Origin of the sequence: Citricoccus nitrophenolicus (assembly GCF_047305825.1) — a bacterium.
Classification (GTDB): domain Bacteria; phylum Actinomycetota; class Actinomycetes; order Actinomycetales; family Micrococcaceae; genus Citricoccus; species Citricoccus nitrophenolicus.
The window spans coordinates 2,896,673-2,921,169 of sequence record NZ_CP063070.1; the positions used below are offsets into that span (position 1 = coordinate 2,896,673).

General features: G+C 70.0%; 19 protein-coding genes and 4 pseudogenes. 14 read left to right on the forward strand and 9 right to left on the reverse strand.

Features of this window, described 5'->3' with window-relative positions:
- The 9 genes from IMT31_RS13135 (at position 1) to IMT31_RS13175 (ending at position 12,348) form a co-directional block, all read left to right on the forward strand.
- Positions 1 to 1,266 carry an RDD family protein gene (locus IMT31_RS13135; protein ID WP_345354856.1) on the forward strand — a complete coding sequence of 422 codons (1,266 nt, stop codon included), beginning with the start codon at positions 1 to 3 and terminating at the stop codon, positions 1,264 to 1,266.
- Positions 1,263 to 2,165, forward strand: coding sequence for a PP2C family protein-serine/threonine phosphatase (locus IMT31_RS13140; protein ID WP_413543065.1), 903 nt, complete (start codon positions 1,263 to 1,265; stop codon positions 2,163 to 2,165). Before IMT31_RS13135 ends, IMT31_RS13140 begins: the two co-directional genes overlap by 4 nt.
- Entirely contained in the window at positions 2,162 to 4,153 is a 1,992-nt protein-coding gene (locus tag IMT31_RS13145; protein ID WP_413543066.1) for an FHA domain-containing protein, read from the forward strand. The genes IMT31_RS13140 and IMT31_RS13145 overlap by 4 nt, the downstream gene beginning before the upstream one ends.
- Entirely contained in the window at positions 4,150 to 5,859 is a 1,710-nt protein-coding gene (locus IMT31_RS13150) for a serine/threonine protein kinase (RefSeq protein WP_413543067.1), read from the forward strand. Before IMT31_RS13145 ends, IMT31_RS13150 begins: the two co-directional genes overlap by 4 nt.
- Positions 5,860 to 5,995: 136 nt before the next feature.
- Positions 5,996 to 6,733, forward strand: coding sequence for a hypothetical protein (locus IMT31_RS13155; protein ID WP_413544427.1), 738 nt, complete (start codon positions 5,996 to 5,998; stop codon positions 6,731 to 6,733).
- 113 nt (positions 6,734 to 6,846) lie between these two features.
- A complete protein-coding gene (locus tag IMT31_RS13160; RefSeq protein WP_413543068.1) occupies positions 6,847 to 8,505 on the forward strand; it encodes an arylsulfotransferase family protein in 1,659 nt (552 codons plus the stop codon).
- 9 nt (positions 8,506 to 8,514) lie between these two features.
- Positions 8,515 to 11,001, forward strand: coding sequence for an NAD-dependent DNA ligase LigA (gene ligA / locus IMT31_RS13165; RefSeq protein ID WP_413543069.1), 2,487 nt, complete (start codon positions 8,515 to 8,517; stop codon positions 10,999 to 11,001).
- Complete coding sequence (locus IMT31_RS13170) at positions 10,998 to 11,879, forward strand: inositol monophosphatase family protein (protein ID WP_413543070.1); 882 nt, start codon at positions 10,998 to 11,000, stop codon at positions 11,877 to 11,879. Before ligA ends, IMT31_RS13170 begins: the two co-directional genes overlap by 4 nt.
- A 4-nt stretch (positions 11,880 to 11,883) precedes the next feature.
- Positions 11,884 to 12,348, forward strand: coding sequence for a glutaredoxin domain-containing protein (locus IMT31_RS13175; protein ID WP_413543071.1), 465 nt, complete (start codon positions 11,884 to 11,886; stop codon positions 12,346 to 12,348).
- Between the two features lie 81 nt (positions 12,349 to 12,429).
- On the opposite strand, the pseudogene IMT31_RS13180 reads toward IMT31_RS13175, so the two are convergent.
- The 4 genes and pseudogenes from IMT31_RS13180 to arsB form a co-directional block, all read right to left on the reverse strand.
- Positions 12,430 to 13,828 (reverse strand): annotated as a pseudogene (locus tag IMT31_RS13180) (FAD-dependent oxidoreductase).
- Positions 13,825 to 14,271: an arsenate reductase ArsC gene (locus tag IMT31_RS13185; protein WP_413544428.1), complete on the reverse strand. Its 447-nt coding sequence runs from the start codon at positions 14,269 to 14,271 to the stop codon at positions 13,825 to 13,827. Before IMT31_RS13185 ends, IMT31_RS13180 begins: the two are co-directional and overlap by 4 nt.
- 6 nt (positions 14,272 to 14,277) lie before the next feature.
- Positions 14,278 to 14,676, reverse strand: a pseudogene (locus IMT31_RS13190) (low molecular weight phosphatase family protein); the annotation flags it as partial.
- Positions 14,673 to 15,806 carry an ACR3 family arsenite efflux transporter gene (arsB, locus tag IMT31_RS13195; RefSeq protein WP_413543072.1) on the reverse strand — a complete coding sequence of 378 codons (1,134 nt, stop codon included), beginning with the start codon at positions 15,804 to 15,806 and terminating at the stop codon, positions 14,673 to 14,675. The pseudogene IMT31_RS13190 and the gene arsB, both read right to left, overlap by 4 nt.
- An 80-nt stretch (positions 15,807 to 15,886) precedes the next feature.
- Here arsB and IMT31_RS13200 point away from each other — a divergent pair, with 80 nt between their 5' ends.
- The gene (locus IMT31_RS13200; protein WP_345354878.1) at positions 15,887 to 16,240 is read left to right on the forward strand and encodes a metalloregulator ArsR/SmtB family transcription factor; all 354 of its coding nucleotides are present in this window, start codon (positions 15,887 to 15,889) and stop codon (positions 16,238 to 16,240) included.
- 33 nt (positions 16,241 to 16,273) lie between these two features.
- On the opposite strand, the gene IMT31_RS13205 is transcribed toward IMT31_RS13200, so the two are convergent.
- The 5 genes and pseudogenes from IMT31_RS13205 to IMT31_RS13225 form a co-directional block, all read right to left on the reverse strand.
- Positions 16,274 to 16,774: a dihydrodipicolinate synthase family protein gene (locus tag IMT31_RS13205; protein WP_413543073.1), complete on the reverse strand. Its 501-nt coding sequence runs from the start codon at positions 16,772 to 16,774 to the stop codon at positions 16,274 to 16,276.
- 95 nt (positions 16,775 to 16,869) lie between these two features.
- Positions 16,870 to 17,703, reverse strand: coding sequence for an IS21-like element helper ATPase IstB (gene istB / locus IMT31_RS13210; RefSeq protein ID WP_413543074.1), 834 nt, complete (start codon positions 17,701 to 17,703; stop codon positions 16,870 to 16,872).
- Positions 17,700 to 19,287 (reverse strand): annotated as a pseudogene (istA, locus tag IMT31_RS13215) (IS21 family transposase). The gene istB and the pseudogene istA overlap by 4 nt, the downstream one beginning before the upstream one ends.
- Before the next feature lie 94 nt (positions 19,288 to 19,381).
- A pseudogene (locus tag IMT31_RS13220) lies at positions 19,382 to 19,807 on the reverse strand (dihydrodipicolinate synthase family protein); the annotation flags it as partial.
- A gap of 39 nt (positions 19,808 to 19,846) precedes the next feature.
- Positions 19,847 to 20,092, reverse strand: a complete 246-nt coding sequence (locus tag IMT31_RS13225) for a hypothetical protein (RefSeq protein WP_378109485.1) — start codon at positions 20,090 to 20,092, stop codon at positions 19,847 to 19,849.
- A gap of 143 nt (positions 20,093 to 20,235) precedes the next feature.
- Here IMT31_RS13225 and IMT31_RS13230 point away from each other — a divergent pair, with 143 nt between their 5' ends.
- From IMT31_RS13230 to gatB, 4 genes are all read left to right on the forward strand, one after another.
- Positions 20,236 to 20,889, forward strand: a complete 654-nt coding sequence (locus IMT31_RS13230; RefSeq protein ID WP_413543075.1) for a GNAT family N-acetyltransferase — start codon at positions 20,236 to 20,238, stop codon at positions 20,887 to 20,889.
- Positions 20,890 to 20,976: 87 nt separating this feature from the next.
- Positions 20,977 to 21,273 carry an Asp-tRNA(Asn)/Glu-tRNA(Gln) amidotransferase subunit GatC gene (gatC, locus tag IMT31_RS13235; protein ID WP_413543076.1) on the forward strand — a complete coding sequence of 99 codons (297 nt, stop codon included), beginning with the start codon at positions 20,977 to 20,979 and terminating at the stop codon, positions 21,271 to 21,273.
- A gap of 15 nt (positions 21,274 to 21,288) precedes the next feature.
- On the forward strand, positions 21,289 to 22,899 hold the full coding sequence (gene gatA / locus IMT31_RS13240) for an Asp-tRNA(Asn)/Glu-tRNA(Gln) amidotransferase subunit GatA (protein ID WP_413544429.1): 1,611 nt from the start codon (positions 21,289 to 21,291) through the stop codon (positions 22,897 to 22,899).
- Positions 22,899 to 24,413, forward strand: a complete 1,515-nt coding sequence (gatB, locus tag IMT31_RS13245; protein ID WP_413543077.1) for an Asp-tRNA(Asn)/Glu-tRNA(Gln) amidotransferase subunit GatB — start codon at positions 22,899 to 22,901, stop codon at positions 24,411 to 24,413. Before gatA ends, gatB begins: the two co-directional genes overlap by 1 nt.
- Positions 24,414 to 24,497 lie beyond the last annotated feature (84 nt).

Genomic DNA, 24,497 nt, shown 5'->3' on the forward strand with positions numbered 1-24,497 from the left:
GTGCAGAAAACGCTCAACCTGGTCAACGCACCGGCCGGCAAGCGATTGGCGGCCTGGCTGATCGACCAGCTCCCTCCGGCGGTCGCCGTGGGCATCGTCACCGGTGCCACGTTGCCCGGGGTGCTGGATTCGGCCGGGGTGGCCCAGCAGCAGGCCCTGGCCACCTACACCATGGCCATCCTGGTGACCTCCGTGGTGATACTGGCCTACACGGTGTGGTTGTGGGGCTGGCAGGCCTCTGCCGGCAAGACGCCCGGGAACCTGATCCTGGGGCTGCGGGTGACCTCGGAGGAGGGGACCAGCGCCGGCTGGGGTCCCATCTTCCTGCGGTGGGTCATCATCGCCGTCAGCGGGCTCGTCCCGGTGATCGGCCCCGTGCTGATGCTGCTGTCCAACCTCTGGGACACCAACCACCAGCGCCAGGGCTGGCATGACAAGGTCGCACGGACGCTCGTGTTGGATGTCAATGCCGGGCGCAACCCGCTGACCACCGGCGGACTCTTCGGCCCGTCCACGTTCGCCCCCGGCGCCCTCCAGGCCGGGGACCCCGGCCATCCCGAGACCGGCGTCTCGGTTCCGCCGGCGTCACGCTGGCCCGCCTTCAACCCGCAGGTCGCCGCAGGGCCCATCACCTCCGTGCCGGGTGCCCCGGACGGCAGGCCGCGGCAACCGACCCAACCGCCGCAGGTCACCGCTCCCGGGCAGGCCCCGCCGGCGCCGGCGCTCCAACCGGCAGCCTCCGGCCCGTCGTCGAATCAGGCACCGGGTCCGGCTCCCACCGCTGCACCGTCTGCTCCGGCGACGTCCGGTGCCGGACAGTCATCTTCCGGGTACCAGGAGAGCCAGGTCGTGATGGTCGGTGGTGCGGCAGAGACGGCGGATCCGGACCAGGAGATGGGTTCCACCCAGCTGCGCAGCCAGGTCTCCGCCGAACCGTCCTCGGTCAAGCTGCGGTTCGACGACGGCCAGAACCACGTGTTGGCCGGCGCCGCCCTCGTGGGGCGAAACCCGGCCGCTGCGGCGGGGGAGAGCGTGGACCTGCTCATCCCGTTCGCGGATATGGGCCGTTCCGTGTCCAAGACCCACCTGCACCTGATCGTGGACTCGACTGGCGTGTGGGTGACGGACCGCAACTCCACCAACGGATCTGGGGTGACCCCGCGCGGGGGTGATCGCCAGCGCCTTGAGCCGGGACAGCCCGTCCTGGCCCCCGTGGGCGCCACCGTGCACTTCGGTGACCGCTCCTTCACGGTGTCGGCTGCATGACCTTGGAGACGAGCGAGGAAGCACCCCAACGCCCATTCCGGCTGAACTACGGCTTCGGTTCACACCGAGGCCTGCGCCGGCAGTTGAACGAGGACTCTTTGGTGGTCACGGGCAACCTCTTCGCCGTGGCCGACGGCATGGGTGGCCACGAGGCCGGTGAGGTGGCCAGCCGGATCTGCGTGGAGACCCTGGCCGCCGGGGTCAAGGAAGTCCGCAACGACCTCGCGGCGGATGAACTGCAGCAGCTCATGGTGTCCGCGGATGACGCCATCCGCCGGGTCGGAGGATCCCGTGCGGGCACCACACTGGCGGGTGTGGCGATCGTCCGTGAGTTGCAGGGCCTGTACTGGATGGTCTTCAACGTGGGGGACTCGCGTACCTACCGCCTCTCCGAGGGGGAATTCGCCCAGATCAGCGTGGACCACTCCGAGGTCCAGGAGATGGTGGACGAGGGATACCTGACGGCCGAGGAGTCCCGTCACCATCCCCGACGGCACGTCATCACGCGGGCGCTGGGCACGGGAGAGGCCTCCGAGGCAGACTTCTGGATGCTGTCCGTGCATGACGGGGACCGACTGATGATCTGCTCGGACGGCCTCACCTCCGAGGTCTCCGATGAGGACATCCGCCAGCAGTTGGCGGACCGCAACTCACCCCAGGACGCGGTGGATGCCCTCATCCGCCTGGCCCTGGACGGAGGGGGGCGGGACAACATCACCGTGATCGTCGTGGACGTGGAGGACACCGACGCCGAGGGCGAACGGATCACCACCTCGCCCCGGGCAGAGGACCGGGACGAGCACCAGACCACGCAGCCCCGATTCGACGGCGGCGGCGGAAGGATGGTCAACGGCGGACGCGTGTTCGGCATGGAGAACGGGGAGGATGACGGACGATGAGCCAGGCGGTGCGAGTTCGCTACAGTGCGGGAGGCTGGCTGGGCCTGGTGCGGGGTCGGTGCCTCGTGGCGCTGCCCGTGGATGCCAGCGAGGAGACGGCTGCTGTGGCGTGGGACCTGCTGGCCGGGACCCCCGGCGTGGAGCAGTTGCTCGCCACGGTGCTTTCCGGCCGGTTGGATCTGACGGGACTGCCATCGTTCGCGATCGTGTCCTTCCGTGAGGGCGCCTCGGTGCACGCCATCCTGCGCGGGGAGGTCTCCCTGCGGATGACCACCACGGCAGGGGACCAGACCGAGCTCACCGGGACCGGCGTGGCCACGTGGAACGAGCGGGTGTTCCGGGACATCGGCTCCTTCGAGCTGCTCGTGGATGACGCGGTCTCGGACGTGGAGAACCTTCCCCTGGAATCCGGCGCCGTCCGGCTGGGCTCCCTGCATGCTGACCTCGGGACCACAAGCCCGGCCCCAGATGAGGCTGACGACGCCGAGGCCCGGCCCGCCCCCGTTCCCGAGCCGCGGCACGCATCCGCGTCCGGCCCCGACGCGATGGCAGCGGCAGCCGTCGAGGTGCAGCCGGACCTCCCCGCAGAATCCGAAGCCGAGACGACACCTGAATCCGAGCCTGAATCCGAGGCTGAGGCAGGAGCTGAAGAGGCACCTGAGGCTGAAGCGGAGGCCGATGCTGTACCGGAGACAGAGGCCGACGATGAAGACGAGGAAAAGGGGGACGAAGGGGCCCAGGAGGACCAGACGGACCACGAGGAGACCGAGCCTGAGCCCGAGTCCGAGTCCGAGCCCACCGGGGACGATGTCACGGACCAGGACGCCACCATCGCGCCGGATGCCCAGTCCGATCCCGCCGCCCCCGCAACCCCCGCCCAGGCTGCTGACGCGGGCGCCGAGGATGACGCCGCCGGCCGCGCAGAGGATGTTGATGACCAGACCATCGCCGGTCCCGTCACCAGTACCCCGTCCGGCACCCCTGCTGACGCCTCGACTGACGCCTCCACAAACATCCCGCCCGGCCCAGAGTCCGTCACAGCGCAGCCGGCCCGCCCGGGTGGCTCCGTGCCGGGGCCCCAGGAACTCATCGACTCGGTGCCCTGGCTGGCCGCAGCCCGCAAGGCCGTTCCCCCGCAGGTGCCAGAGAGCACGGAGGGCACTGAGGCCACCGGGGAGCAGATGGTCGAGGTGCCAGCGGACCTGAACATGACGGTGGCACCGTCCCCATCGTTGGAGGACGAAGCAGACCCGGCCGACGGGCCGCCGCAAGCCCAGGGCTCCGAGCCCACGAACGCTGAGGATGCGGATGACGCGGACACCGTGCTCTCGCCGTCGACTCCCGGCGCCGCGCCCACTCCGGCACCGCCAGCACCGCCGGCCGGGCCGCCGTCGGGCAGCAGTGTGCCCGGTTCTCCCGCGCTCGATGCGGAGGACCACGACGGCGAGACCGTCATGAAGTCGGATCTGGACCCGGCGGACCTGGAAGCCGGCGCGCCCGCCCCTGCTCCGGTGCCGCCGCCGACCACCGGCCCCGTGGTGCTGGCCCGGCAGTGTTCCGACGGCCATGCCAATCCGCCCACCAGCGCGAAGTGCGGGATCTGCGGGCAGTCGCTCAGCGGCGAGGCCCAGCAGATGCGCCGTCCCTCACTGGGCCGGATCCGGATGTCCACCGGCGAGGTCGTGGAACTGGACCGGCCGGCCGTGGTCGGCCGCCAGCCACAGGCCCACCGGGTCGGCTCCGGGACCATGCCCCGGATGGTGCAGGTCCGCAGCCCCAATGGGGACATCTCCCGCTCCCACTGTGAGGTGGTGCTGGAGGGCTGGCACGTGCAGCTGCGGGACCTCAAGGCCACGAACGGCACGGTCCTGATCCGGGAGGGCCAGCCACCGCGCCGGCTGGGCCAGGGAGAGTCCCTCATGGTCCTGGACGGGGACATCGCAGACCTGGGCGACGGCGTCTCGCTGCGCTTCGAGGGGTTGCTGTGAGCGCAAAGCGCCCGCCGGCGCCGCCGCCGAACATCAGCGGCTTCCGGTACATCAGCCTGCTCGGCTCGGGTGGCTTCTCGGATGTCTACCTCTATGAGCAGGACCGGCCCCGGCGCAAGGTGGCCGTCAAGGTCCTGCTCTCCGGGCTGAAGACCGAACGGGCGCGCAAGTCCTTCGAATCCGAGGCCAACCTGATGGCCCAGCTGTCCTCCCACCCGTACATCGTGACCATCTACGAGGCGGAGATCACCGAGGACGGGCACTCCTACCTGGCCATGGAGTACTGTTCACGGCCCTCCCTGGACGTGCGCTACCGCCGCTCGCGGCTGGGAGTGGACGAGGTGCTGGCCCTGGGCATCCAGGTGTCCTCCGCCGTGGAGTCGGCGCACCGTGCGGGGATCGTGCACCGGGACATCAAGCCGGCCAACATCCTCACCACGGACTACAACCGGCCCGCACTGACGGACTTCGGCATCTCCGGGACCACGGACATGCTGGATGACGATGCCGGCATGTCCATCCCGTGGTCCGCCCCGGAGGCCTTCGCCGGCGGCAGCCCGGACGGCTTCGCCATGGACATCTGGTCCCTGGGCGCCACCCTGTACACGCTGCTGGCCGGGCGGTCCCCGTTCGTGCGGCCGGGGGCGGACAACTCGCAGAAGGAACTGATCTCACGGATCGCCAAGGCGCCGCTGCCACCCCTGAACCGCGCGGACATGCCGGCATCCCTGGAGTTGGTGCTGTCCACGGCGATGGCCAAGAATCCTGGCTCCCGGTTCCCCTCCGCCCATTCCTTCGCGCTGGCCCTGCAACGGGTCCAGACCGAGTTGGGGCTGTCAGTCACCCCCTTCGAGGTGATGGACGAGTCCGGCTCCCTGGAAGCCGAGGAAGAGGAAGCCGAGGAGGGCGGGGATGCGACCCGGGTCCGGCAGATCGTCTCGATCGATCCAGACCGTGGTTCCACTGACACCTCCCGGCACTTCCCGCCGATGCCACCGCCGTCCGCGCCGGGCCTGCCGAGAGACGAGGTGGAGGGCGCCACGGTCATGCGTCCGGCCTCGGGCAGCGCTCCGGGCGGATCCCCGGGGACTGTGCCGGCCGGCGCCTCCCCGGATGACGATCCCACCATCATGGGGGGCCGGGTCGGTGGCGGGTGGGCCGGATCGCGCGCGCCGCAGCGGCCCGCCAGGACCTATCCGGATGCGGGCGGCGAATGGGAGCCGGACGGCAACACTGCGCGCCGCGTGGAGGAGCGGACGGGATCATCTCCGGCCTCGGCGTGGATCTCGGAGAACAGGATCGGGATCATCGCCTCGCTGGTGGTCCTCGTGTTGGGCATCGTGGGGGCCGTGTGGCTGGCCAACAACCTGGCGGTCCAGCCACGAGAGGATCCGGATCCCACGCTCATCAGCGAGTCTCCTGGGCTGCCGGTCCCGGAACCCGAGGACCCCGTGACCGCGGCGGAAGGCGTGTCCGCCACGGCCGAGGGCGGGGAGGCCGTCTTCACGTGGGACAACCCGGACCCGAAGGACGGCGACACCTACATGTGGCGGACCACCACCGCCACCGGCAAGGGGCGGATCACCACCGCGGAAGAGGCCACGGCCAGCACGCCGGTGGTGGACGGGGACCGGACCTGCATCGAGGTGGTCGTGATCCGGTCCAACGGCAAGCAGTCCGATCCGACCGTAGGGTGTCTTGAATAGACCCTGACTCAATGCCAGGTCAGCACAGGGACAACGGGCATCATGGGACTAGTTCGATGACTGAGGGAGAGTGAGCATGAGCGTGGAGGACCAGGACCTGTCGGAGAGCGTGAGCCAGGGCAGGGGCGAGGCCGTGATGCAGGGTGCGGACGTTGCGGATGGTGCCGACGGTGCCGGTGAGCTCTCGGTCAACTTCGTGGGCGAGTGGTATGACGTCGCGCCGGACGTGGTGTTCACCATTGGGCGGGAGGGGGATCTCGAGGTCGATGACAACCCCTACCTGCACCGCCGATTCATGGAGATCCAGCGGATCGGCGGGCTGTGGTGGTTGTCCAACGTGGGCACCATGATCTCCGCCACCGTGGCGGACTCCTCCGGCGGCATGCAGGCCTGGGTGTCGCCCGGATCCCGCATTCCCCTGGTCTTCGGCCAGCTCAACGTGGTCTTCACCGCCGGGCCCACCACCTACGACTTCTCGGTGCATCTGAAGAGCCCCTCCTTCCTGCAACAGTCCAACGGCAACGATGCCGTGGGGGACACCACCATCGGCCCCGTGGTCTTCACCCCGTCCCAGAAGGCCATCATCGTGGCCCTGGCCGAGCCGGTCCTGCGGCGCGGCGGCACCGGTTTCTCCACCGTGCCCTCCTCCGCCAACGCCGCCAAACGCCTGGGCTGGCCCCTGACCCGTTTCAACCGCAAGCTGGACAACGTCTGCGACAAGCTGGATCGCGTGGGGGTGGCCGGTCTGCGTGGCGGGGGCGGCAAGCTCGCCACCAACCGACGGGCACGTCTCGTGGAGCATGCCGTGACCTCCCACCTGATCACGCCGGACGACCTGCCCCTGCTGGACCAGTCCCTCGGCGACGAGGAGTGACCGGGCCGCACTGCCCTGCCCGTCCAGGTCCTCCTGTCCCTGTCCTGGTGAGCTCGCTCCCTCGCGAGGCGGCAGGACTTGCGGCGGGGGGAGCGGTGGGATAGATCTTGGCCATGCGAGACCGGAACAGACCACATCGGGCGGCGGCCCATCGTCTCCTCGCGGGAGCCGTCTCGGGGAGCGTGATCCTGGCCGCCGCGGCCTGCAGCCCGGCCGAGGACCAGCAGGACGGAAAGCGTCCCATACCGCACCAACAGTTCGTCAGCAGGCCGGACCTGAAGCCACCCGTGGTGGAGATCACCCATGGACCGGCGTGGTCCGATGAGTATGGTGACACCGCCGAGCAGACCTTCCTGAGCCCGAACTACGGCTCGGAGACCCCCTCGGACGGTTCGATCATCCTGGACGCCCAGGGTGAGCTGGTGTGGATGCGCCCCGCCGAGGACGATGACCCGGAGGACAATCCCTTCGACCTGAGGGTCCAGCAGTACCGTGGCGAGCCGGTCCTCACGGTCTATGAGGGCACCAGCGAGGGCGGCATGGGTGACGGCGAGATCCTCATCCTCGACCAGTCCTACGAGGAGATCGCCCGGGTCACCACCGGTGGGTCCCTCGACCCGGGCCACGCGGATTTCCACGACACCACCATCACCCCGGACGGCACCATGCTGATCGCCGCGTACGAACCCACCCCAGCGGATCTCGGTGAGCTGGGTGGCCCCGAGGACGGCTACATCCAGGATGCCGTCATCCAGGAGGTGGACATCGCCTCGGGTGAGGTCGTCTTCGAATGGAGCGCACAGGACCACGTGCCACTCACCGAGACCATGCTGGACTTCGCGGGGGAACAGGCCGAGCTGGAGCAGGAGTCCGCCGAGGAGTCCGCCGAGGAGTCCGCCGACGAGGCCACGGAGGAGACCGGGCCTCCCGTATTGGGGTCCGAGGACGAGCCCTTCGACTACTTCCACATCAACTCCATCACGGAGGACGGCGACGGTGCCCTGTTGGTCTCCGCCCGGCACACCAACGCGGTGTACCGCCTGGACCGTTCCACGGGTGAGGTGGAGTGGACCCTGGGCGGCTCGGCCAGCGATTTCGAGATGGGCGAGGGTGCCGTCTTCTCCTGGCAGCACGATGCCCACCGCGCGCCGGACGGCACCCTGACGATGTTCGACAACCACGCCCATGGCGGCACCGCCGACGAGTCCTCCCGGGGACTGCGTCTGATGCTGGACGAGGAGGCCATGACCGCGGAGGTGGCCACCGAGTACCTTCCTCCGGCCGATCGGGTGTCCGGATCCATGGCCAACGCCCAGCAGCTGCCCCAGGGCAACATACTCATCGGCTGGGGCGCCCGGCCCCATTACTCGGAGTACACCCCGGAGGGTGAACTCATCTATGACGTCTGCCATGGGGACGAATGCATGGGGGAGGACTTCGAGGGCGGTGGCGGCAGCTACCGCGCCTACAAGTCCGCCTGGGAGGGCCACCCGACGACTGACCCGGACGTGGTGGTCCGGGACGGCAGCGAGGAGGGCGACGGCGGCCCGGCCGCCTTCGTGTCCTGGAACGGGGCCACGGAGGTGGCCCGGTGGCGGCTGGTGGCCGGCGAGGACGAGGCCAGCGCCACCGAGCAGTCCACGGTGGACCGTGACGGTTTCGAGACCGCCATCCCGGTGCCCGAGGCCGCGGTGGAGGCACCCTACACGGCCGTCGAGGCCCTGGACGCCGGGGGAACCGTCCTCGGGACCGGAGTGGCCCTGCCCGGCTAGGCTGGAGCGGTGAGCAGCGAGCAGAAGAACGTCACGGATCCGAGCGTCGATCCCCAGGTCGATTCCGCCGTCCAACCCGAGGCGGCGGACATCCCCGCTGAGTCCCTGCGCGAACAGTACGAGCACCTGCAGGACGAGGTCCGCAGGCACCGCACGGCGTACTACCAGAACGACGCCCCGGAGGTCTCGGACGCCGAGTACGACGCCCTGTACCGCCGCCTGGAGGACGTGGAGGCGTTGCACCCGGAGATCGTCTCGAACGATTCGCCCACCCAGGAGGTCGGTGGCGAGGTCTCCACCGCCTTCGCCCCGGTCACCCACCTGGCCCGGATGTACTCCCTGGACGACCTGTTCTCCATCGAGGAGCTGCGCGCCTGGTACGAGAAGACCTCCGCCTCCATCGAGGCCATTGCCCCCGGGACCGCGGAGCAGGGCATCCGTTGGCTCGTGGAGGTCAAGATCGACGGGCTCGCCGTGAACCTGCTCTACCGGGACGGCCGGCTCGTGCGGGCCGCCACCCGCGGAGACGGCACCACGGGGGAGGACGTCACCCACAACGTGATGACCATCCAGGACATCCCGCAGCAGCTCTCCGGCTCCGGCTGGCCGGCCGAGATGGAGGTCCGCGGGGAGATCTTCATGCCCAGCGCGCACTTCCGGGCCTTCAACGAACAGCGGGTCGAGGAGGGTCTCGCCCCCTTCGCCAACCCCCGCAACTCGGCGGCCGGCTCGCTGCGGCAGAAGGATCCCGAGGAGACCGCCAAGCGCCCCCTGAGCATGTTCGTGCACGGGCTCGGCGCCCACACGGGGCTCAGCGCCGAGTCCCAGCATGAGACGTATCAGCTCCTCGCTGAATGGGGCCTGCCCACCAGCCCGTACACCCGGATCGTGGACTCCCTCGAGGGCTCAGAGGGCATCCTGCAGTTCATCGAGGACAACGGTGCCCAGCGCCACGGCCTGGTGCATGAGATCGACGGCATCGTCATCAAGGTGGACTCCTTCGCCCTGCAGCGGGCGCTGGGCCACACCTCCCGAGTACCCCGCTGGTCGGCGGCCTACAAGTACCCGCCGGAGGAGGTCCACACGCGGTTGCTGGACATCAGGGTCAACGTCGGGCGCACCGGCCGCGTCACTCCCTATGCCGTGATGGAACCCGTTCTGGTGGCCGGATCCACCGTCTCCATGGCCACCCTGCACAACCAGGACGTGGTCCGGGCCAAAGGCGTACTGATCGGGGACACCGTGGTGCTGCGCAAGGCCGGTGACGTGATCCCGGAGATCGTTGGACCCGTGATGCCACTGCGGGAGGGCAGGAGGCAGGTGGAGGGAACCGGTCCGCTGGCGGAGGACGAGCTGCGGGAGTTCGTGATGCCGGCCGACTGCCCCTCCTGCGGTACCGCCCTGGCCCCGGCCAAGGAGGGGGACGTGGACCTGCGCTGCCCCAACGCCCGGTCCTGCCCCGCCCAGCTGACCGGCCGGATCGAGCATGCCGCCTCTCGTGGGGCCTTCGACATCGAGGCGCTCGGCGAGGAGGCCGCCCTCTGGCTGACCAACGGGCCCGGGCCGGACCCTGCCGAGAACCAGCAGCAGGTCCACCCCGAGGGCCCCGGCGTCCTCACCGCGGATGCCCAGCTCTTCGACCTGGCTGACGGCAATCCCGGTGCCACGGCGGACGACGGCGGCCTGACCGCCTTCCAGCGCCGGCTCGCCGACGTGCGGGTGTGGCGGGAGAAGCGCGCCAGGGATCCGCAGACCGGCAAGCTCGCCCCCTCTGGCGAGTGGGAGCTCAAGCCCTACTTCTGGACCCAGGGCACCGCGAAGAAGCCCTCCGAGCCCACCGCCAACACCCGTAAGCTCTTCGACGAGCTCAACAAGGCCAAGGCCCAGCCGCTCTGGCGCGTGCTGGTGGCCCTGTCCATCCGGCACGTGGGCCCCACGGCCGCCCGGTCTCTGGCCACCGCCTTCGGCTCCCTGCAGGCCTTGCAGGCGCTGGCCACCGAGGCCTCCACCGGCGGCGATGAGACGGGGGATGGGACGGGAGACGAGACGGAGGCCCGAGCCACCGCCCGGCAGCGTCTGGCGGACGTGGACGGGGTGGGACCGATCATCGCCGAGGCCGTCATCGACTGGTTCGCCTCGGCCTGGCACCGAGAGATCGTCGAACGCTGGCACGCGGCCGGCGTGGTGATGGAGGACGAGCAGGACGCGGACACCCCGCGCACCCTCGAGGGCCTGACGATCGTGGTGACGGGTTCACTCGAGGACTTCAGCCGGGACTCGGCCAAGGAGGCCATCATCGTCCGCGGCGGCAAGTCCTCAGGCTCAGTCTCCAAGAAGACCGACTTCCTGGTGGCGGGGGAGAACGCGGGGACCAAGCTGGACAAGGCCGAGTCGCTCGGCGTGCCGGTGCTGGACGAGGAGGGATTCCGGACCCTGCTGGCTGAGGGGCCGCCGGAACCGGAGGCTCCCGAAGCGGACCAGGAGGACGGCTCATGAGTCAGGGACTGCTCGCGGTGGCACGGGCCGCCGCCCGCGCCGGAGCCGCGGTGCTCGGCGAGAGGACCCCGGGCCCGACGCCGGCCACGCAGGCCGAGTTGGGGGCGGTCACCAAGTCCTCGGGCTCGGACTGGGTGACGGACTACGACCGCCGGGCCGAGCAGGCCGTACGTGAGGTGATCACGGCCTACCGGCCGAACGACGCGATCTCGGGCGAGGAGTACGGCCACACGGAGCCCTCGGAACCCTCCGGCTACCGCTGGTCCATCGACCCGCTGGACGGCACCACCAACTTCATCCGGGGCATCCCGCAGTTCTGCACCTCGGTGGCCGTGGAGGGTCCCACCCCTGGCACCCCTGAGGCCGGCGGGACCGACGGCTCGGGTGGGCTGCGCTGGTTGGCCGGGGCCGTCGTCGCGCCAGCCCTGGGCCGGAGCTGGTACGCGACGGCCGGTGGCGGTGCCTTCTCCAGCGTGGATGGTGACGGCAGCGAGCCCGTCCGGCTGACCGGGCCGGTCCTCGGACGCTCCGGGCGGCTGCTGGCCTCCGGCTTCGGCTACGCGGGCCAGCGGCGGGACTTCCAATTGGCCGCGCTGGCCGCGCTGCTGCCACACTTCGGGGATCTTCGGCGGATCGGCTCGGCCGCGCTGGACCTCTGCATGGTCGCGGACGGCACCCTGGACGCCTACGCGGAGTTCGGGATCCAGGAGCACGATTGGTCCGCCGCGCTCCTGATTGCCGAGGAGGCCGGCGTGCCGGTGCACCGGCCCGCCTCCGGGGACGGTACGAACCATCCGGACTGGACGGTGGCGGGGGTGCTGGACCCGTCGTGGACGGACGGCGAGCTCCACCTGCCGAAACCTGTGGACGGAGACTGAGAAGATGCGCCAACTGTTCGCCAAGCCGTGGTTGCTGCCCGCCCTGATGCTGGCGATGGGTGCGCTGTTCGCCTTCTGGGGCCTGGCCGGCCGAGGCCCCTTGAACTACGTGGCCGCGGCCATCCTGCTGTTCTTCTCCCTGCGGTTCGTCTCCACCACCCAGGTGCAGTCGCGGCCCGTCTCCGGGGTGGACGAGCATCTGGAGGCCGGGGGAGTGGTGGTCTACTGGCGCCCCGGCTGCCAGTTCTGTGCCCGGCTTGTCCGCGAGCTCGGTTCCGAGGGGCGCTACGTGCCCTACTGGGTGAACATCTGGGACGATCCCGCCGCGGCGGCCCGCGTGGGGCAGTACCACCACGGCAACGAGACCGTCCCCACGGTGGTCACCGCGGACGGTCACTTCGTGGCCAAGGACTCCGAGGGCTATGACCGGGCGAAGGCTGTCATCGGACGGGCGAAGCCGGTGGGCTAGCCGCGGATCTCGGCCCAGAGCGCCCGCAGCCGGTTGTCCGCGACGTGCGTGACGGTGGAGGCCAGATGCGCGTGGTGGAACTCAACAACAGGAGGAGGCCTGGCCGGCCGGGGAGGCGGTCAGCAGCGTCAGGGGCTGGGGTGTGGAGCAACAGGAATCGGACGGTTCCGCGGATTCCGCAGTGGACGGCGCCGGGGCCTCGCAGGACCCGCCCAAGTCGGTGGAGCACACGCCGGTCTCGGGCAGGTCCAGTTGGACGTCGTCCGCGGCAGCGCGGTCCCCGGCCAGGGCGGCGGCGATGGAGCGGACCTGTTCGTAGCCGGTGGCCATGAGGAAGGTCGGTGCCCGCCCGTAGCTCTTCATGCCTGCGATGTAGAAGCCCGTCTCCGGGTGGGCCAGCAGGCGTTCGCCGTGCGGGGCCACGGAGCCGCAGGAGTGGAATTCCGGATCGATCAGCGGGCCCAACTGGCGGGGTGCGTCCACGGCAGGGTCCAGGTCCAGGCGCAGCTCGGAGAGCATGCCCAGGTCGGGGCGGAACCCGGTGGCGGGCACCACGAGGTCCACGGCCAGGGCCTGGTCTCCGGATGGTGTGGAGGCATGGACCGCCAGGTGGTCGGCACCCGTGGTGAAGCCGGTGATGGTGAAGGACGGGTGCACGGTGATGGTCCCGGACTCCACGAGCCGGCGCAGGCGGCTGCCGAGGGCCCCGCGGGCGGCCAGTTCGTCGCGGTCCTGGCCTCCGTAGGCCTTCGCGACGTCGGCCGAGCGGACGGCCCAGGAGATGCGCGTGTCCGGGGCGTCCTCGGCGACGGACGCCAGGTCCAGCAGGGTGTTCGCCGCGGAGTGCCCGGCGCCGACCACGAGGGTGTGCCGCCCGGCGAAGAGTTGACGGTCCCGCCCGATGACATCCGGCAGCGGGTCGGTGATCCGGCCGGCGTCCCGCGTCTCGGCCTCCCCGGGAGCCTCGAGTCCGGCCTGGCCCAGGGGGTTGGGGGTGGTCCAGGTGCCGGAGGTGTCGAACACGGCGCGGGCCAGATGGTCCTCGAACCCGCCGTCTGCTCGGAGGGTCCGGACCAGGAAGGGGGTCTGCTCGCGGCCGGTGGTGCGGGTCTTGTCCAGCCCCGAACGGGTCACGGCCACCACGCGGGTGCGGGTCCGGACGTGGGAGCGCAGTGCCTCCGTGCGGGCCAGGGGTTCGAGGTACCGTTCGACCAGCTCGGTCCCGGTCGGCAGGTCCTGCGGGGTTGGGGCCGTCCAACCGGTGGCCTGCAGTAGCCGCTGCGCGGCGGCGTCGATGTTGTACTCCCACGGGGGAGAACAGTCGGGTTTGGCCCCACGCGCGGATGGAGGCGCCGACGCCGTTCCCGGCCTCGAGGACGAGCGGCACCAGTCCACGCTCCGTCAGGTGGGCGGCGGCGGCCAGGCCCACGGGTCCGGCGCCGATGACGACGACCGGCAGATCAGCCGCGGGCGCCCTCATGATGCGCTCGCAGCCGTCTGGGCCGGAGCCAGCTCGGAGATGAGCAGTTCGATGCGGGCCCTGATGTCGTCACGGATGGGGCGGACCGCGTCCACTCCCTGGCCGGCCGGGTCCTCCAGTTGCCAGTCCTCGTAGCGCTTGCCCGGGAAGATCGGGCAGGTATCCCCGCACCCCATGGTGATGACCACATCGGAGTCCTTCACCGCCTGGGTGCTGAGGACCTTCGGCCGGTGGGCGCTGATGTCGATGCCCTCCTCGGCCATGGCCTGCACGGCGGCGGGATTGACCGTGTCCGCCGGCTGGGATCCCGCCGAGCGGACCTCGATCCGGTCCCCGGCCAGGTGCTGGAGGTAGGCCGCGGCCATCTGGGAGCGGCCGGCGTTGTGCACGCAGACGAACAGCACGGAGGGCTTCTGTGTCTGAGGGGCGAGCTCGGCGAGCAGGCCGCGGACGCGGGCGTCGATCTCGTCCCGGACCAGGCGCATCCGCTCGATCCCGTCGATCCCGCGGGCGGAGGGCTCGTCGGTGACCCACCGCTCGATGGTGCCGGCCATGTCCTCGGCCGGATCCACCTGGGCCTCCGCACCGAGGATGACCACTCGGTCCACGCGGGCCAGCAGTTCCGGATCGATGGGCTGGGGATGTCCGCCGGACATGTCTGCCCCGGCCTCGGCGATCACCTCGGTGGACAGGGCGTTGAGGGCCTGGCCGGGGTGGGTGCCTGCCGAGAACACGTCCACGGCGCCGGAGGCGTACTTCTCCGCGAGGGCCGCGGCCATCTGGGACTTGCCGCCGTTCTTGGAGCAGACGAAGAGGACGGAGGGCTGGTTCGGGTGGTCGGTGGTCATACGGGGAGCCGATCTGCTGCGGAGGAGGTGGGGACGGCGGGGACGGTGGGGTCCCCGGGGAAGAATCTGCGGCCGGCCCAGAGGCAGACGTAGATGAGTCCGACGAGTACGGGGACCTCGATGAGCGGTCCGACCACGCCCGCGAGGGCCTGTCCGGAGGTGACCCCGAAGGTCCCGATGGCCACGGCAATGGCCAGCTCGAAGTTGTTGCCCGCGGCGGTGAAGGCCACGGTGGTGGACTTGGCGTAGTTCAGGCCCACGGCCTTGGCCGCCATCAGGGAGACGCCGAACATCAGCACGAAGTAGGCCAGCAGGGGCAGGGCGATCCGGGCGACGTCCCAGGGGTTGGTGGTGATGGCCTCGCCCTGCAGGGCGAAGAGCAGCACGATGGTGAACAGCAGCCCGTAGAGGGCCCAGGGGCCGATGCGGGGCAGGAACCGTTCCTCATACCAGGTGCGGCCCTTGGCCTTCTCGCCGAGGTGACGGGTGAGGAACCCGGCCAGGAGCGGCAGGCCCAGGAAGATCAGCACGCTGAGCATGATGGCCCACACCGAGAAGTCGGCCGAGGTGGTCGGCAGACCGAGCCAGGAGGGAAGCACCTGCAGATAGAACCACCCGAGCGCACCGAAGGCGAAGACCTGGAAGACGGAGTTGATGGCCACCAGCACCGCCGCGGCCTCGCGGTCTCCGCAGGCGAGGTCGTTCCAGATGAAGACCATGGCGATGCAGCGGGCCAGGCCCACGATGATCAGTCCGGTCCGGTACTCGGGCAGATCGGGCAGCATCAGCCAGGCGAGGGTGAACATCAGGGCCGGTCCGACGAGCCAGTTCAGCACCAGGGACGTGGCCATCAGCCGGCGGTCCCCGGCGACGCGGTGGGTCTCGTCATAGCGGACCTTGGCCAGGACCGGGTACATCATCACCAGCAGGCCGATGGCGATCGGCAGCGAGACCTCGCCGATCTTCACCGCCTCCAAAGCGGTGTTCAGGCCGGGGATGAACCGGCCCAGCAGCAGGCCCACGGCCATGGCCAGCAGGATCCAGGCCGGCAGCCAGCGGTCCAGGAAGGACATCTCCCGGACCACCGGCTGGTGGCCGTACGTCTGAGCCGCCTGGGCGGTGGTGGTCATGGAGACCTACTTTCATATCGATAGGTGTCGACGTGAACTGTAGCGGGACAGATTGATCATCGTCAATGTATGGTGGGGTGATGGCGACACCCACACTGCTCCCACTCTCAGACGTCTCCGCCGAGGAGTGCTGTTCACTGGCCGCTGCGCCGATCGAGCCCGCCCAGGCAGCGCGGTCGGCGGCCATGTTCAAGGCCCTGGCGGATCCGATGCGGCTGCGCGTGCTCTCCCACGTGGCCGCCCAGGGGTGTGACGCCGTGTGCGCCTGTGACCTCACGGAGGGTCTGGGCATCAGCCAGCCCACCATCAGCCACCACCTGAAGAAGTTGGTCGAGGCAGGCTTGCTCACCCGGGAGCAGCGCGGCAGGTGGGCCCACTACACGGTGGTGCCGGAGGCCTTCGCCCAGCTCCGCGGACTCCTCGAGATCGGCTGAGGGCAACGTCCGATCAGCCCGTGGCGGAGCCGATCAGCCGGTGACGAGGCCAAGCTGCCGGGCGGCGGCGGCCACCTCGGCGCGGTGCTCCGGTGCGAGGCCGAGCACCGGCAGGGGGAGGCAATCGGCAGGTGCCAGGCCCAGGTGCTCGGCCAGGGCAGCCGCCACGCGGAGACTGCCGTGCTCCCCGAGGAGCCGCCACAGCGGTTCCAGCCGGGCCGATTCTGCCCGTGCGGCGTCCAGGTCTCCCCGTTGGACTGCTCTCACGATCCGCAGTGCCGCGCTGGGAATGGTCCCCCCGATCACCGAGAACCATGCATCGCATCCTGCGGCCAGGGCGTCGGCCGCACGGGCGTCTCCGGAGATGCCGATGCCCACGTGGTCAGGAAGCACGGCCCGAACCTCGTCCACCCTGGCCTGGGCGGCTGCCGGACCCGCCGCCATCGGTGGGATCTTGATGGAGTCGATGCCCGGTAGCTCGGCGATCCGGGCGTAGAACTCCAGGGTGAGTGTGTCAACTCCATTTGGCCCCACTGTGATGGTCTGATTTGGCCCCACCCCGGGTGTGTTTGTTGCTGCCGGCGTGGCGTCGGTGCCTGCCGGCTGTGTTCGGGGTTCGGGGCCTGGGATCAGGTGGTGGCGGCTCCCTTCTGGCTGCGGGTGGTGCGGAGCCGGTAGGAGCTGGTGCCGGTGTTGATGATGTGGGCATTGAAGGTCAGCCGGTCCACGACGGCCGCGGCCAGCCTCGGGTCGGTGAAGGTGGCGCCCCATTCACTGAACGGTGCGTTGGAGGCACACGCGATCGAGGCGCGTTCCTCGCGTTCGGTGATGACCTGGAACAACAGCTCGGCCCCACGGGCATCGAGGTTCACGTACCCGAGTTCATCCAGGCAGAGCAGGTCCAGGCGCCCGTAGCGGGCGACCACGCGGGAGAGCTGCTTGGCGTCAGCGGCCTCGGCGAGCTCGTTGACCAGCGCCGCGGTGGTGACATACCGGACCCGGCGTCCCTGCTCGGCCGCCGCGGTCCCGAGTCCGATGAGCAGGTGGGTCTTACCGGTGCCGGAGTCTCCGAGCAGCACCAGGGGTTCGCCGGCATCGATCCACGCCCCGGTGGCCAACTGGGCCAGGGTCGCCGCTGGCAGCTCCGGGATGGCGGTGGTGTCGAAGTCGGCCAGGGACTTGGTGCGGGGGAACTTGGCCTCCTTGACCCGGCGGATCCTCCGGCGGGCGTCACGGTCATCGCACTCGGCGGTGAGGACCTCGGCCAGATACCCCTGGTGGGTGAGCCGCTCCCGGGCGGCGGCCTGAGCCAACGGGCCGGCCTGCTCCCTGATGGTGGGCAGCATCAGGGACCGGCAGGCCGCGGCGATCGCCGCCTCGGCCGCAGTCTCACTGACCGGCGTCACCGCCGGTGAGGGGGCTGTGGGAGCCGTGGGGGTGGGGGCCGCTGCTGTCGCGTTCATGCTCCGACCCCCAGCAGCTGGTCGTAGGCCCCCAAGGAGGGCGCCGGACGCTCGTGCAGTGCCGCCGGGGGTGCGGTGACCGGCACCACGACCGGGGCTACGGTCCTGGCCGGGGCCAGTCGGCGGGCCTCGAGGGCCACCAAGTCCGGATCGAATCGCCCCATCGTCACCGCGGCGCCCATCCCGGAGACGATTGCCTCGGGCGGCTGGGTGCGGTGCAGCAGCAGCACCCCGATCAGCGCCCTCGTCCCCGCGGAGTCACCGAGCTGGGCGCGGGCGGCATCCCAGAACCGCTGATGCGACTTCGTGAAGGTCCCGGCCTTGCGGGCAGCGGCCAGGGCCGTGGCCCCGGGCAGCGCCCCGGGCTTGCGGGCCAGCACCTCCAGGTAGTGATCCAACACCAGGTCCTCGGTGTACTTATGCAACGAGCGAGTATGCACCGCCACCACGGCTCCCTCGGCCACCACCGTGACCGTGGTCGCGGCGAGCTTGACCTGGAGCCGGCGCCCGGCGTAGCGGGCCGGGACTTCAGTAGTAAGACTGCCGCACACAGACCCTGGATCGGGCATCGACCCGGCAGGAGAGCACCAGGGCCGGATCGAACGGGCCCTCGCCCGGCAGCGGGCGTAGCCCGGGCAGTTCCCGGGCCGCGGCCGCCTCCACGGTCTCGGACCGTCCGGTGATCCTCCGGGCGTCGTCAGCGGCATCAGCGGCGGCCATGAACGCGTTCAGCTCGGCCAGGGAGGCGAAGTCCGGGACCGGGACCAGATGACGGCGACGGAACCGGCCGACCTCGCCCTCGACACCACCCTTCTCGTGGGCACCCTCCAGCCCGGGCTGGCAGAAGAACGAGTCGTAGCCGTAGTGCGACCGCAGCGCGATGAACCGCGGATTCTCCTCGCGTTCGCGGCCCAGCGCACACCGGACCACCGCGGCCTTGAGGTTGTCATACCGGATCATCCCAGTCGGCACCCCACCTAGGCGTTCGAAGGCCTGCACGTGCCCGTCCAGGAAGGACTCCTGGGCCTGGTTCGCGTAGGCGATATGGACCGCTTTACCCGAGTGCGACAGGCGTAGCACGAACATCCACAGCTTCATCATCACCCCGGCGATCTTCGCCTGGAACTCACCGAAGTCGACCTCGGCCTCCTCAGCCGGGGCATGGGTCTGCGGAACCTTCACCTGCAGCGACTGATCCCCGATCTCACGGCGCAGCTCGGCCACCAGCGACCGCACACTGGACTCGGCCACCTGAACGCCTTCTTCCTCGATCAGGCGTTGCCAGATCCTCCGGGCGGTATGGCGCTGCTTGCGCGGCACGTCCTGGTCCGCGGTCAGCCAGCCCCGCACCGTGTCCACGTGAGGGCCCAGCACCGGGGCGACCCGCACCGGGGTCTTGCGCGGCGGCGGGGTCGCATCAGCCAGCGCCTGACGCACCGTGCGCCGGTGCACCTTGTACTTCTCCGCCAGAGCCCGGATCGACATGTCTTCATCCCTCCGGTCTCGTCGGATACGTTCGAATTGCTCCACTCTCGACAACTCCTTCAAATGCCCCACCCGTTCTGTGATCGTCTTGGTCGACATCACGAACGGTAAGGCGGATGGGTCGAGGGTGGGGCCTAATCAGAGCATCACTACCGCTCCAAGTGGGTCCATTTCAAGCTGTCACACTCACCAGGGTGAACGTGAACCGCGTGGTACGGGGGTTGTCATAGACCACCACGGGCACCGAGGCCTGTTCCGTGACGGCGCGGAACAGGCCGTGGACCTCGTCCTCGCTCAGCGGCTGGTAGCTGACCGGGGCCAGCAACAGTCCAGCGGCACCGGCCCGTTGGGCGGCCTCGGCATGGGCCAGCACTCGCGAGGTTCTGGTGTCACCGATCCCCACCAACACCGGGATGTCCCCGGCTTGGCCGACGGCGGTCCGGGCCACCAGAGCGCGCTCGCCGGCGTCCAGATAGGCGTAGGAACCGGTCGATCCCAGCACGGTGATCGAATCGACCCCGGCGGAGGCCAGTCGTTGGACCAGCCCGGAGAGGGCGGGCCCGTCCACCCGGTCATCACTCAAGGGAGTGAGGGGGAAGGCGCTCAGGCCGGTGAACATGCTGGTGCTCCTGACAGTGGTGTGTCCGGCCTTGGGCCCCTACCTGCCGTGGGCGAGTCGCACGAGCTCAGCCGGCGGTTCGGTCTCCTGCGAACGATACCCCTGGAGCAAACGCTGGGCGCGGTCCCTACGCAATTGAGCACTCGGATCCAGGGTGCCCTGCCGGCTCGCAGAGCCGGTGACGTAGGTGGCCATGTAGGCCAGCCGCCAGCGCAGCCGGAAGCCGAGGCTCAGGCCGGTGGTGTCGGAGGTCACGGAGTAGGCCTTGCCGCTCATGATGCTCACTCTCAAAGTCGTTCTGTCCTCGCCACGGCGCCGGTGGGAGCCGGTGGGGCCGGTTGGGCCGAGTGCTGGAATAGTTAGTGTGCTATATAAGTTACACGAGGCCGCCCTTCGGATCGCCAAGGTGGCGGCGTAGGATCTCAGCCGTGCCGCATGAAGATCCTGACCTCATCCCCACCGCCGATGCCGGCTTCGACGCCGATCCGACCGCCGACCTGCATCCGGTCATCCGAGCGGCCGGGTGGCCCGAACCGGCCTCCCGCGTGGAGGGCGTCACCGTGCGGGACGCGCGGGAGCAGGACCACGCCGCCATTGCCCACCTCACGGTGAGCTCCTATGTGGACGGCGGCCACATCGACCCGGCGGACGAGTACATCGAGCATCTCCAGGACGTCGGCCACCGGTTCCGCCAGGCACGGGTGCTGGTGGGCGAGGTGCGCACCGAGCAGGGGGCCGTCGTCGCAGGTTCCGTGGTGTTGACCCTGCCGGGGATGCCGATGTCCGAGACCTCGCTCGAGGGAGAACTGGAGTTCCGCATGCTCGCGGTGGATCCACGGGTCCAGCGCCGCGGGGTGGCGCGCGCCCTGGTCCGTGCCGCGATCGACCGTGCCGAGCAGCTCGAGGGGGTGCATGCCGTGGTGCTGACCACCATGGTGACCATGACGGGGGCGCACCGGCTCTACGAGTCGGAGGGCTTCACGCGGGTGCCGGAGCGGGACTGGCGGCTCTCGGACATCGGACAGGAGCCCACCGGCGGGGAGGACCAGGTGTTCTGGGTCTACCGGCGGCCGCTGCCCTGAACCCCGCCCCGGAGTCGGTTCAGCCGGATCCACCCACTAAACTCGGGGGAGAAGAACCACCCATCCCGCCTCAACCGCAGGAGATTCATGTCCGCCATCACCCGTGAGGACGTCGCGCACCTGGCGCGGCTGGCCCACATCCGGATGGACGAGAACGAACTGGCCACCATGGCCGGGGAACTCGACGTCATCATGGATGCCATCGCCTCCGTCGGCGAAGTCGCCGGCCAGGACGTGCCACCCACGTCCCACCCGATCCCGCTGCGCAACGTGTTCCGCGAGGACGTGCCCTCCGGCATACTCACCCAGGAACAGGCGCTCGCGATGGCCCCGGACGCCGAGGACGGCCAGTTCAAGGTCCCCGCAATCCTGGATGGGGAGTGATCGGCTGTGACCGAGCTGACTGACGTGAATGCCGAAGCCCTGATCCGGCTGACCGCCCTGCAGATGGCCGAGCGGCTCCGCGCAGGGGAGATCACCTCCGTCGAACTGACCCGGGCGCACCTGGACCGCATCGCGGCCGTGGACGGCGCCGCGGATGGCTCGGGCCAGGACCGCAGCCGAGGCGTCCACGCCTTCTTGCACGTCAACCGGGAGGAGGCGCTCGCCGTCGCCGCCGAGGTGGACGGAGTGCGTGCTGCCGGTGGCTCCGAGGCCGAGAGCCTGCACCCGCTGGCCGGAGTGCCGATCGCGGTGAAGGACCTCATCGTCACCGTGGGCCAGCCGACCACCGCGGCCTCGAAGATGCTCGAGGGCTGGATGAGTCCCTATGACGCCACCGTGGTGGAGAGGATCCGAGCCGCGAAGCTGCCGATCCTCGGCAAGACCAACCTGGACGAGTTCGCCATGGGCTCCTCCACCGAGCACTCCGCGTTCGGCGATACCCGCAACCCCTGGGACCTGGACCGGATCCCCGGCGGTTCCGGTGGCGGCTCGGCCGCTGCCGTGGCGGCGTTCATGGCCCCGCTGGCCCTCGGCACGGACACCGGCGGCTCCATCCGCCAGCCCGGCGCAGTGACCGGCACGGTGGGCGCCAAGCCCACGTATGGGGCAGTCTCCCGCTACGGCGTCATCGCGATGGCGTCCTCCCTGGACCAGGTGGGCCCGGTGACCCGCACCGTGGCGGACGCCGCTGCCCTGCAGGAGCTCATCGGCGGCCATGACCCCAAGGACTCCACCTCCCTGCCGGAGCCGTTGGACGGGCTGCTGGAGGCCGCCCGGAACGGCGAGCTGAAGGGCCTGCGCATCGGGATCGTCTCCGAGCTGCAGGGCGAGGGCTACCAGGAGGGCGTGCTGGCGCGTTTCCAGGAGTCGGTGCAGATCCTCGAGGACGCCGGGGCAGAGGTCGTCGAGGTCTCCTGCCCGCACTTCGGCTACGCCCTGGGCGCCTACTACCTGATCATGCCCTCGGAGGTCTCCTCCAACCTCGCCAAGTTCGATGGCGTCCGGTTCGGAAACCGCGTGGTCCCGGACGGCGGCGGCACCATCGAGCAGGTCATGGGTACCACCCGCGCGGCCGGCTTCGGCGACGAGGTCAAGCGCCGCATCATCCTGGGCACCTATGCGCTCTCGGCCGGTTACTACGACGCGTACTACGGCTCGGCCCAGAAGGTCCGGACGCTCATCCAGCGGGACCTCGAGGCCGCGTTCGGTCAGGTGGACGTGCTGGTCTCGCCGACCTCGCCGGTCACCGCCTTCCCGCTGGGGGAGAAACTGGACGACCCGTTGGCCATGTACCTCAACGACGTGGCCACCATCCCCGCCAACCTGGCGGGCATCCCCGGCATCTCGGTGCCCGCCGGGCTGTCCGAGGGGTTGCCCGTGGGCATCCAGTTCCTGGCCCCGGCCCGCGGGGACGCCACCATGTACCGCGCTGCCGCCGCCCTGGAGTCCCGCCTCGAGGAGACCTGGGGCTCCCCGCTGTGGGCGCAGGCCCCTGACCTCGACCCCGCCGGGCAGGACGCCGCGGCCACCCACGCATCCGCCACCACCGCAGGAGGAGAGAACTGATGGCCGCCGTCACCGATGAGGTACTCACGTTCGAGGAGGCCATGGCCGCCTACGAACCGGTGCTCGGCTTCGAGGTCCACGTGGAGCTCAACACGAAGACCAAGATGTTCTCCTCGGCCCCCAACGGGTTCGGCGCCGAGCCGAACACGTCCGTCACACCGGTGGACCTCGGCCTGCCGGGCGTGCTGCCGGTGGTCAACGGGACCGCGGTGGACTACTCCATCAAGCTCGGTCTGGCGCTGAACTGCCAGATCGCAGAGGTCTGTGGCTTCGCCCGGAAGAACTACTTCTACCCGGACACCCCGAAGAACTTCCAGACCTCCCAGTACGACGATCCGATCGCCCATGACGGCTGGCTGGACGTGGAGCTCGAGGACGGCACGGTCTTCCGGGTGGAGATCGAGCGCGCCCACATGGAGGAGGATGCCGGCAAGCTGACCCACCAGGGCGGGGCCTCCGGCCGCATCCAGGACGCCGCCAGCTCGCTCGTGGACTACAACCGGGCCGGCGTGCCGCTGGTCGAGATCGTCACCAAGCCGATCGTCGGCGCGGGGGACCGTGCCCCGGAGCTGGCCAAGGCCTACGTCACGCAGGTCCGGGACATCGTCAAGAACCTGGGCATCTCGGATGCCCGGATGGAGCGCGGCAATGTGCGTTGTGACGCCAACGTCTCCCTGATGCCGAAGGGCACCACGGTGTTCGGCACCCGCACCGAGACCAAGAACGTGAACTCCACGCGGGCCGTGGCCCACGCCGTGACGTTCGAGATCCAGCGTCAGGCCGCCGTGCTCTCCGCCGGAGGCTCCATCACCCAGGAGACCCGCCACTGGCAGGAGGACACCCGCACCACCACCTCGGGCCGGCCGAAGTCGGATGCGGACGACTACCGCTACTTCCCGGAGCCGGACCTCGTGCCGATCCACACCGACGCCGAGTGGATCGAGCGCCTGCGCGCCGAGCTGCCCGAGCCGCCAGCCGAGCGCCGCAAGCGCCTGAAGGCGGACTGGGGCTTCTCGGACGAGGAGTTCCGGGACGTGGTCAACGCCGGTGTGCTGGACGAGATCGCCGCGACCATCGAGGCAGGGGCCTCCGCCTCAGCCGCCCGCAAGTGGTGGATGGGTGAGATCGCCCGGCTGGCCAACCTCGCCGAGAAGGACATCGCGGAGCTGGGGATCACCCCGGCGGACGTGGTGGAGATCGAGGCGCTGATCGCCGAGAAGTCCATCAATGACAAGATCGCCAAGCAGGTCCTCGGATTCGTGGCCGAGGGCGAGGGCGCCCCGCGGGGCATCGTCGAGGCCCGGTCCCTGGCGGTGGTGTCCGACGACGGCGCGCTGACCTCCGCGGTGGAGGCGGCCATCGCCGAGAACCCGGGCGTGGTGGACAAGATCAAGGCCGGCAAGCTGCAGGCGATCGGCGCGCTGATCGGCCCGGTCATGAAGGCCACCCGTGGCCAGGCGGACGCCGCCCGCGTCCGCGAGATCGTGATGGAGCAGTTGGGCGTGAGCGAGTAGCCCACCTGAGCACCCCAGAATCTGGAGGTCGATGGATGCCCCGACACATCGGGCGAAGCCCCGATGTGGGGCATCCATCGACCT

What these genes read in the sequence shown, in the direction of transcription:
- arsB (WP_413543072.1), bottom strand. Translation starts at nt 15,806, where the DNA reads ATGACCACCACCGCCCAGGCGGCTCAGACGTACGGCCACCAGCCGGTG.
- IMT31_RS13140 (WP_413543065.1), top strand. Translation starts at nt 1,263, where the DNA reads ATGACCTTGGAGACGAGCGAGGAAGCACCCCAACGCCCATTCCGGCTG.
- gatC (WP_413543076.1), top strand. Translation starts at nt 20,977, where the DNA reads ATGTCCGCCATCACCCGTGAGGACGTCGCGCACCTGGCGCGGCTGGCC.
- IMT31_RS13155 (WP_413544427.1), top strand. Translation starts at nt 5,996, where the DNA reads ATGCAGGGTGCGGACGTTGCGGATGGTGCCGACGGTGCCGGTGAGCTC.
- IMT31_RS13200 (WP_345354878.1), top strand. Translation starts at nt 15,887, where the DNA reads ATGGCGACACCCACACTGCTCCCACTCTCAGACGTCTCCGCCGAGGAG.
- IMT31_RS13175 (WP_413543071.1), top strand. Translation starts at nt 11,884, where the DNA reads ATGCGCCAACTGTTCGCCAAGCCGTGGTTGCTGCCCGCCCTGATGCTG.
- istB (WP_413543074.1), bottom strand. Translation starts at nt 17,703, where the DNA reads ATGAACGCGACAGCAGCGGCCCCCACCCCCACGGCTCCCACAGCCCCC.
- IMT31_RS13170 (WP_413543070.1), top strand. Translation starts at nt 10,998, where the DNA reads ATGAGTCAGGGACTGCTCGCGGTGGCACGGGCCGCCGCCCGCGCCGGA.
- gatB (WP_413543077.1), top strand. Translation starts at nt 22,899, where the DNA reads ATGGCCGCCGTCACCGATGAGGTACTCACGTTCGAGGAGGCCATGGCC.
- IMT31_RS13145 (WP_413543066.1), top strand. Translation starts at nt 2,162, where the DNA reads ATGAGCCAGGCGGTGCGAGTTCGCTACAGTGCGGGAGGCTGGCTGGGC.
- IMT31_RS13160 (WP_413543068.1), top strand. Translation starts at nt 6,847, where the DNA reads ATGCGAGACCGGAACAGACCACATCGGGCGGCGGCCCATCGTCTCCTC.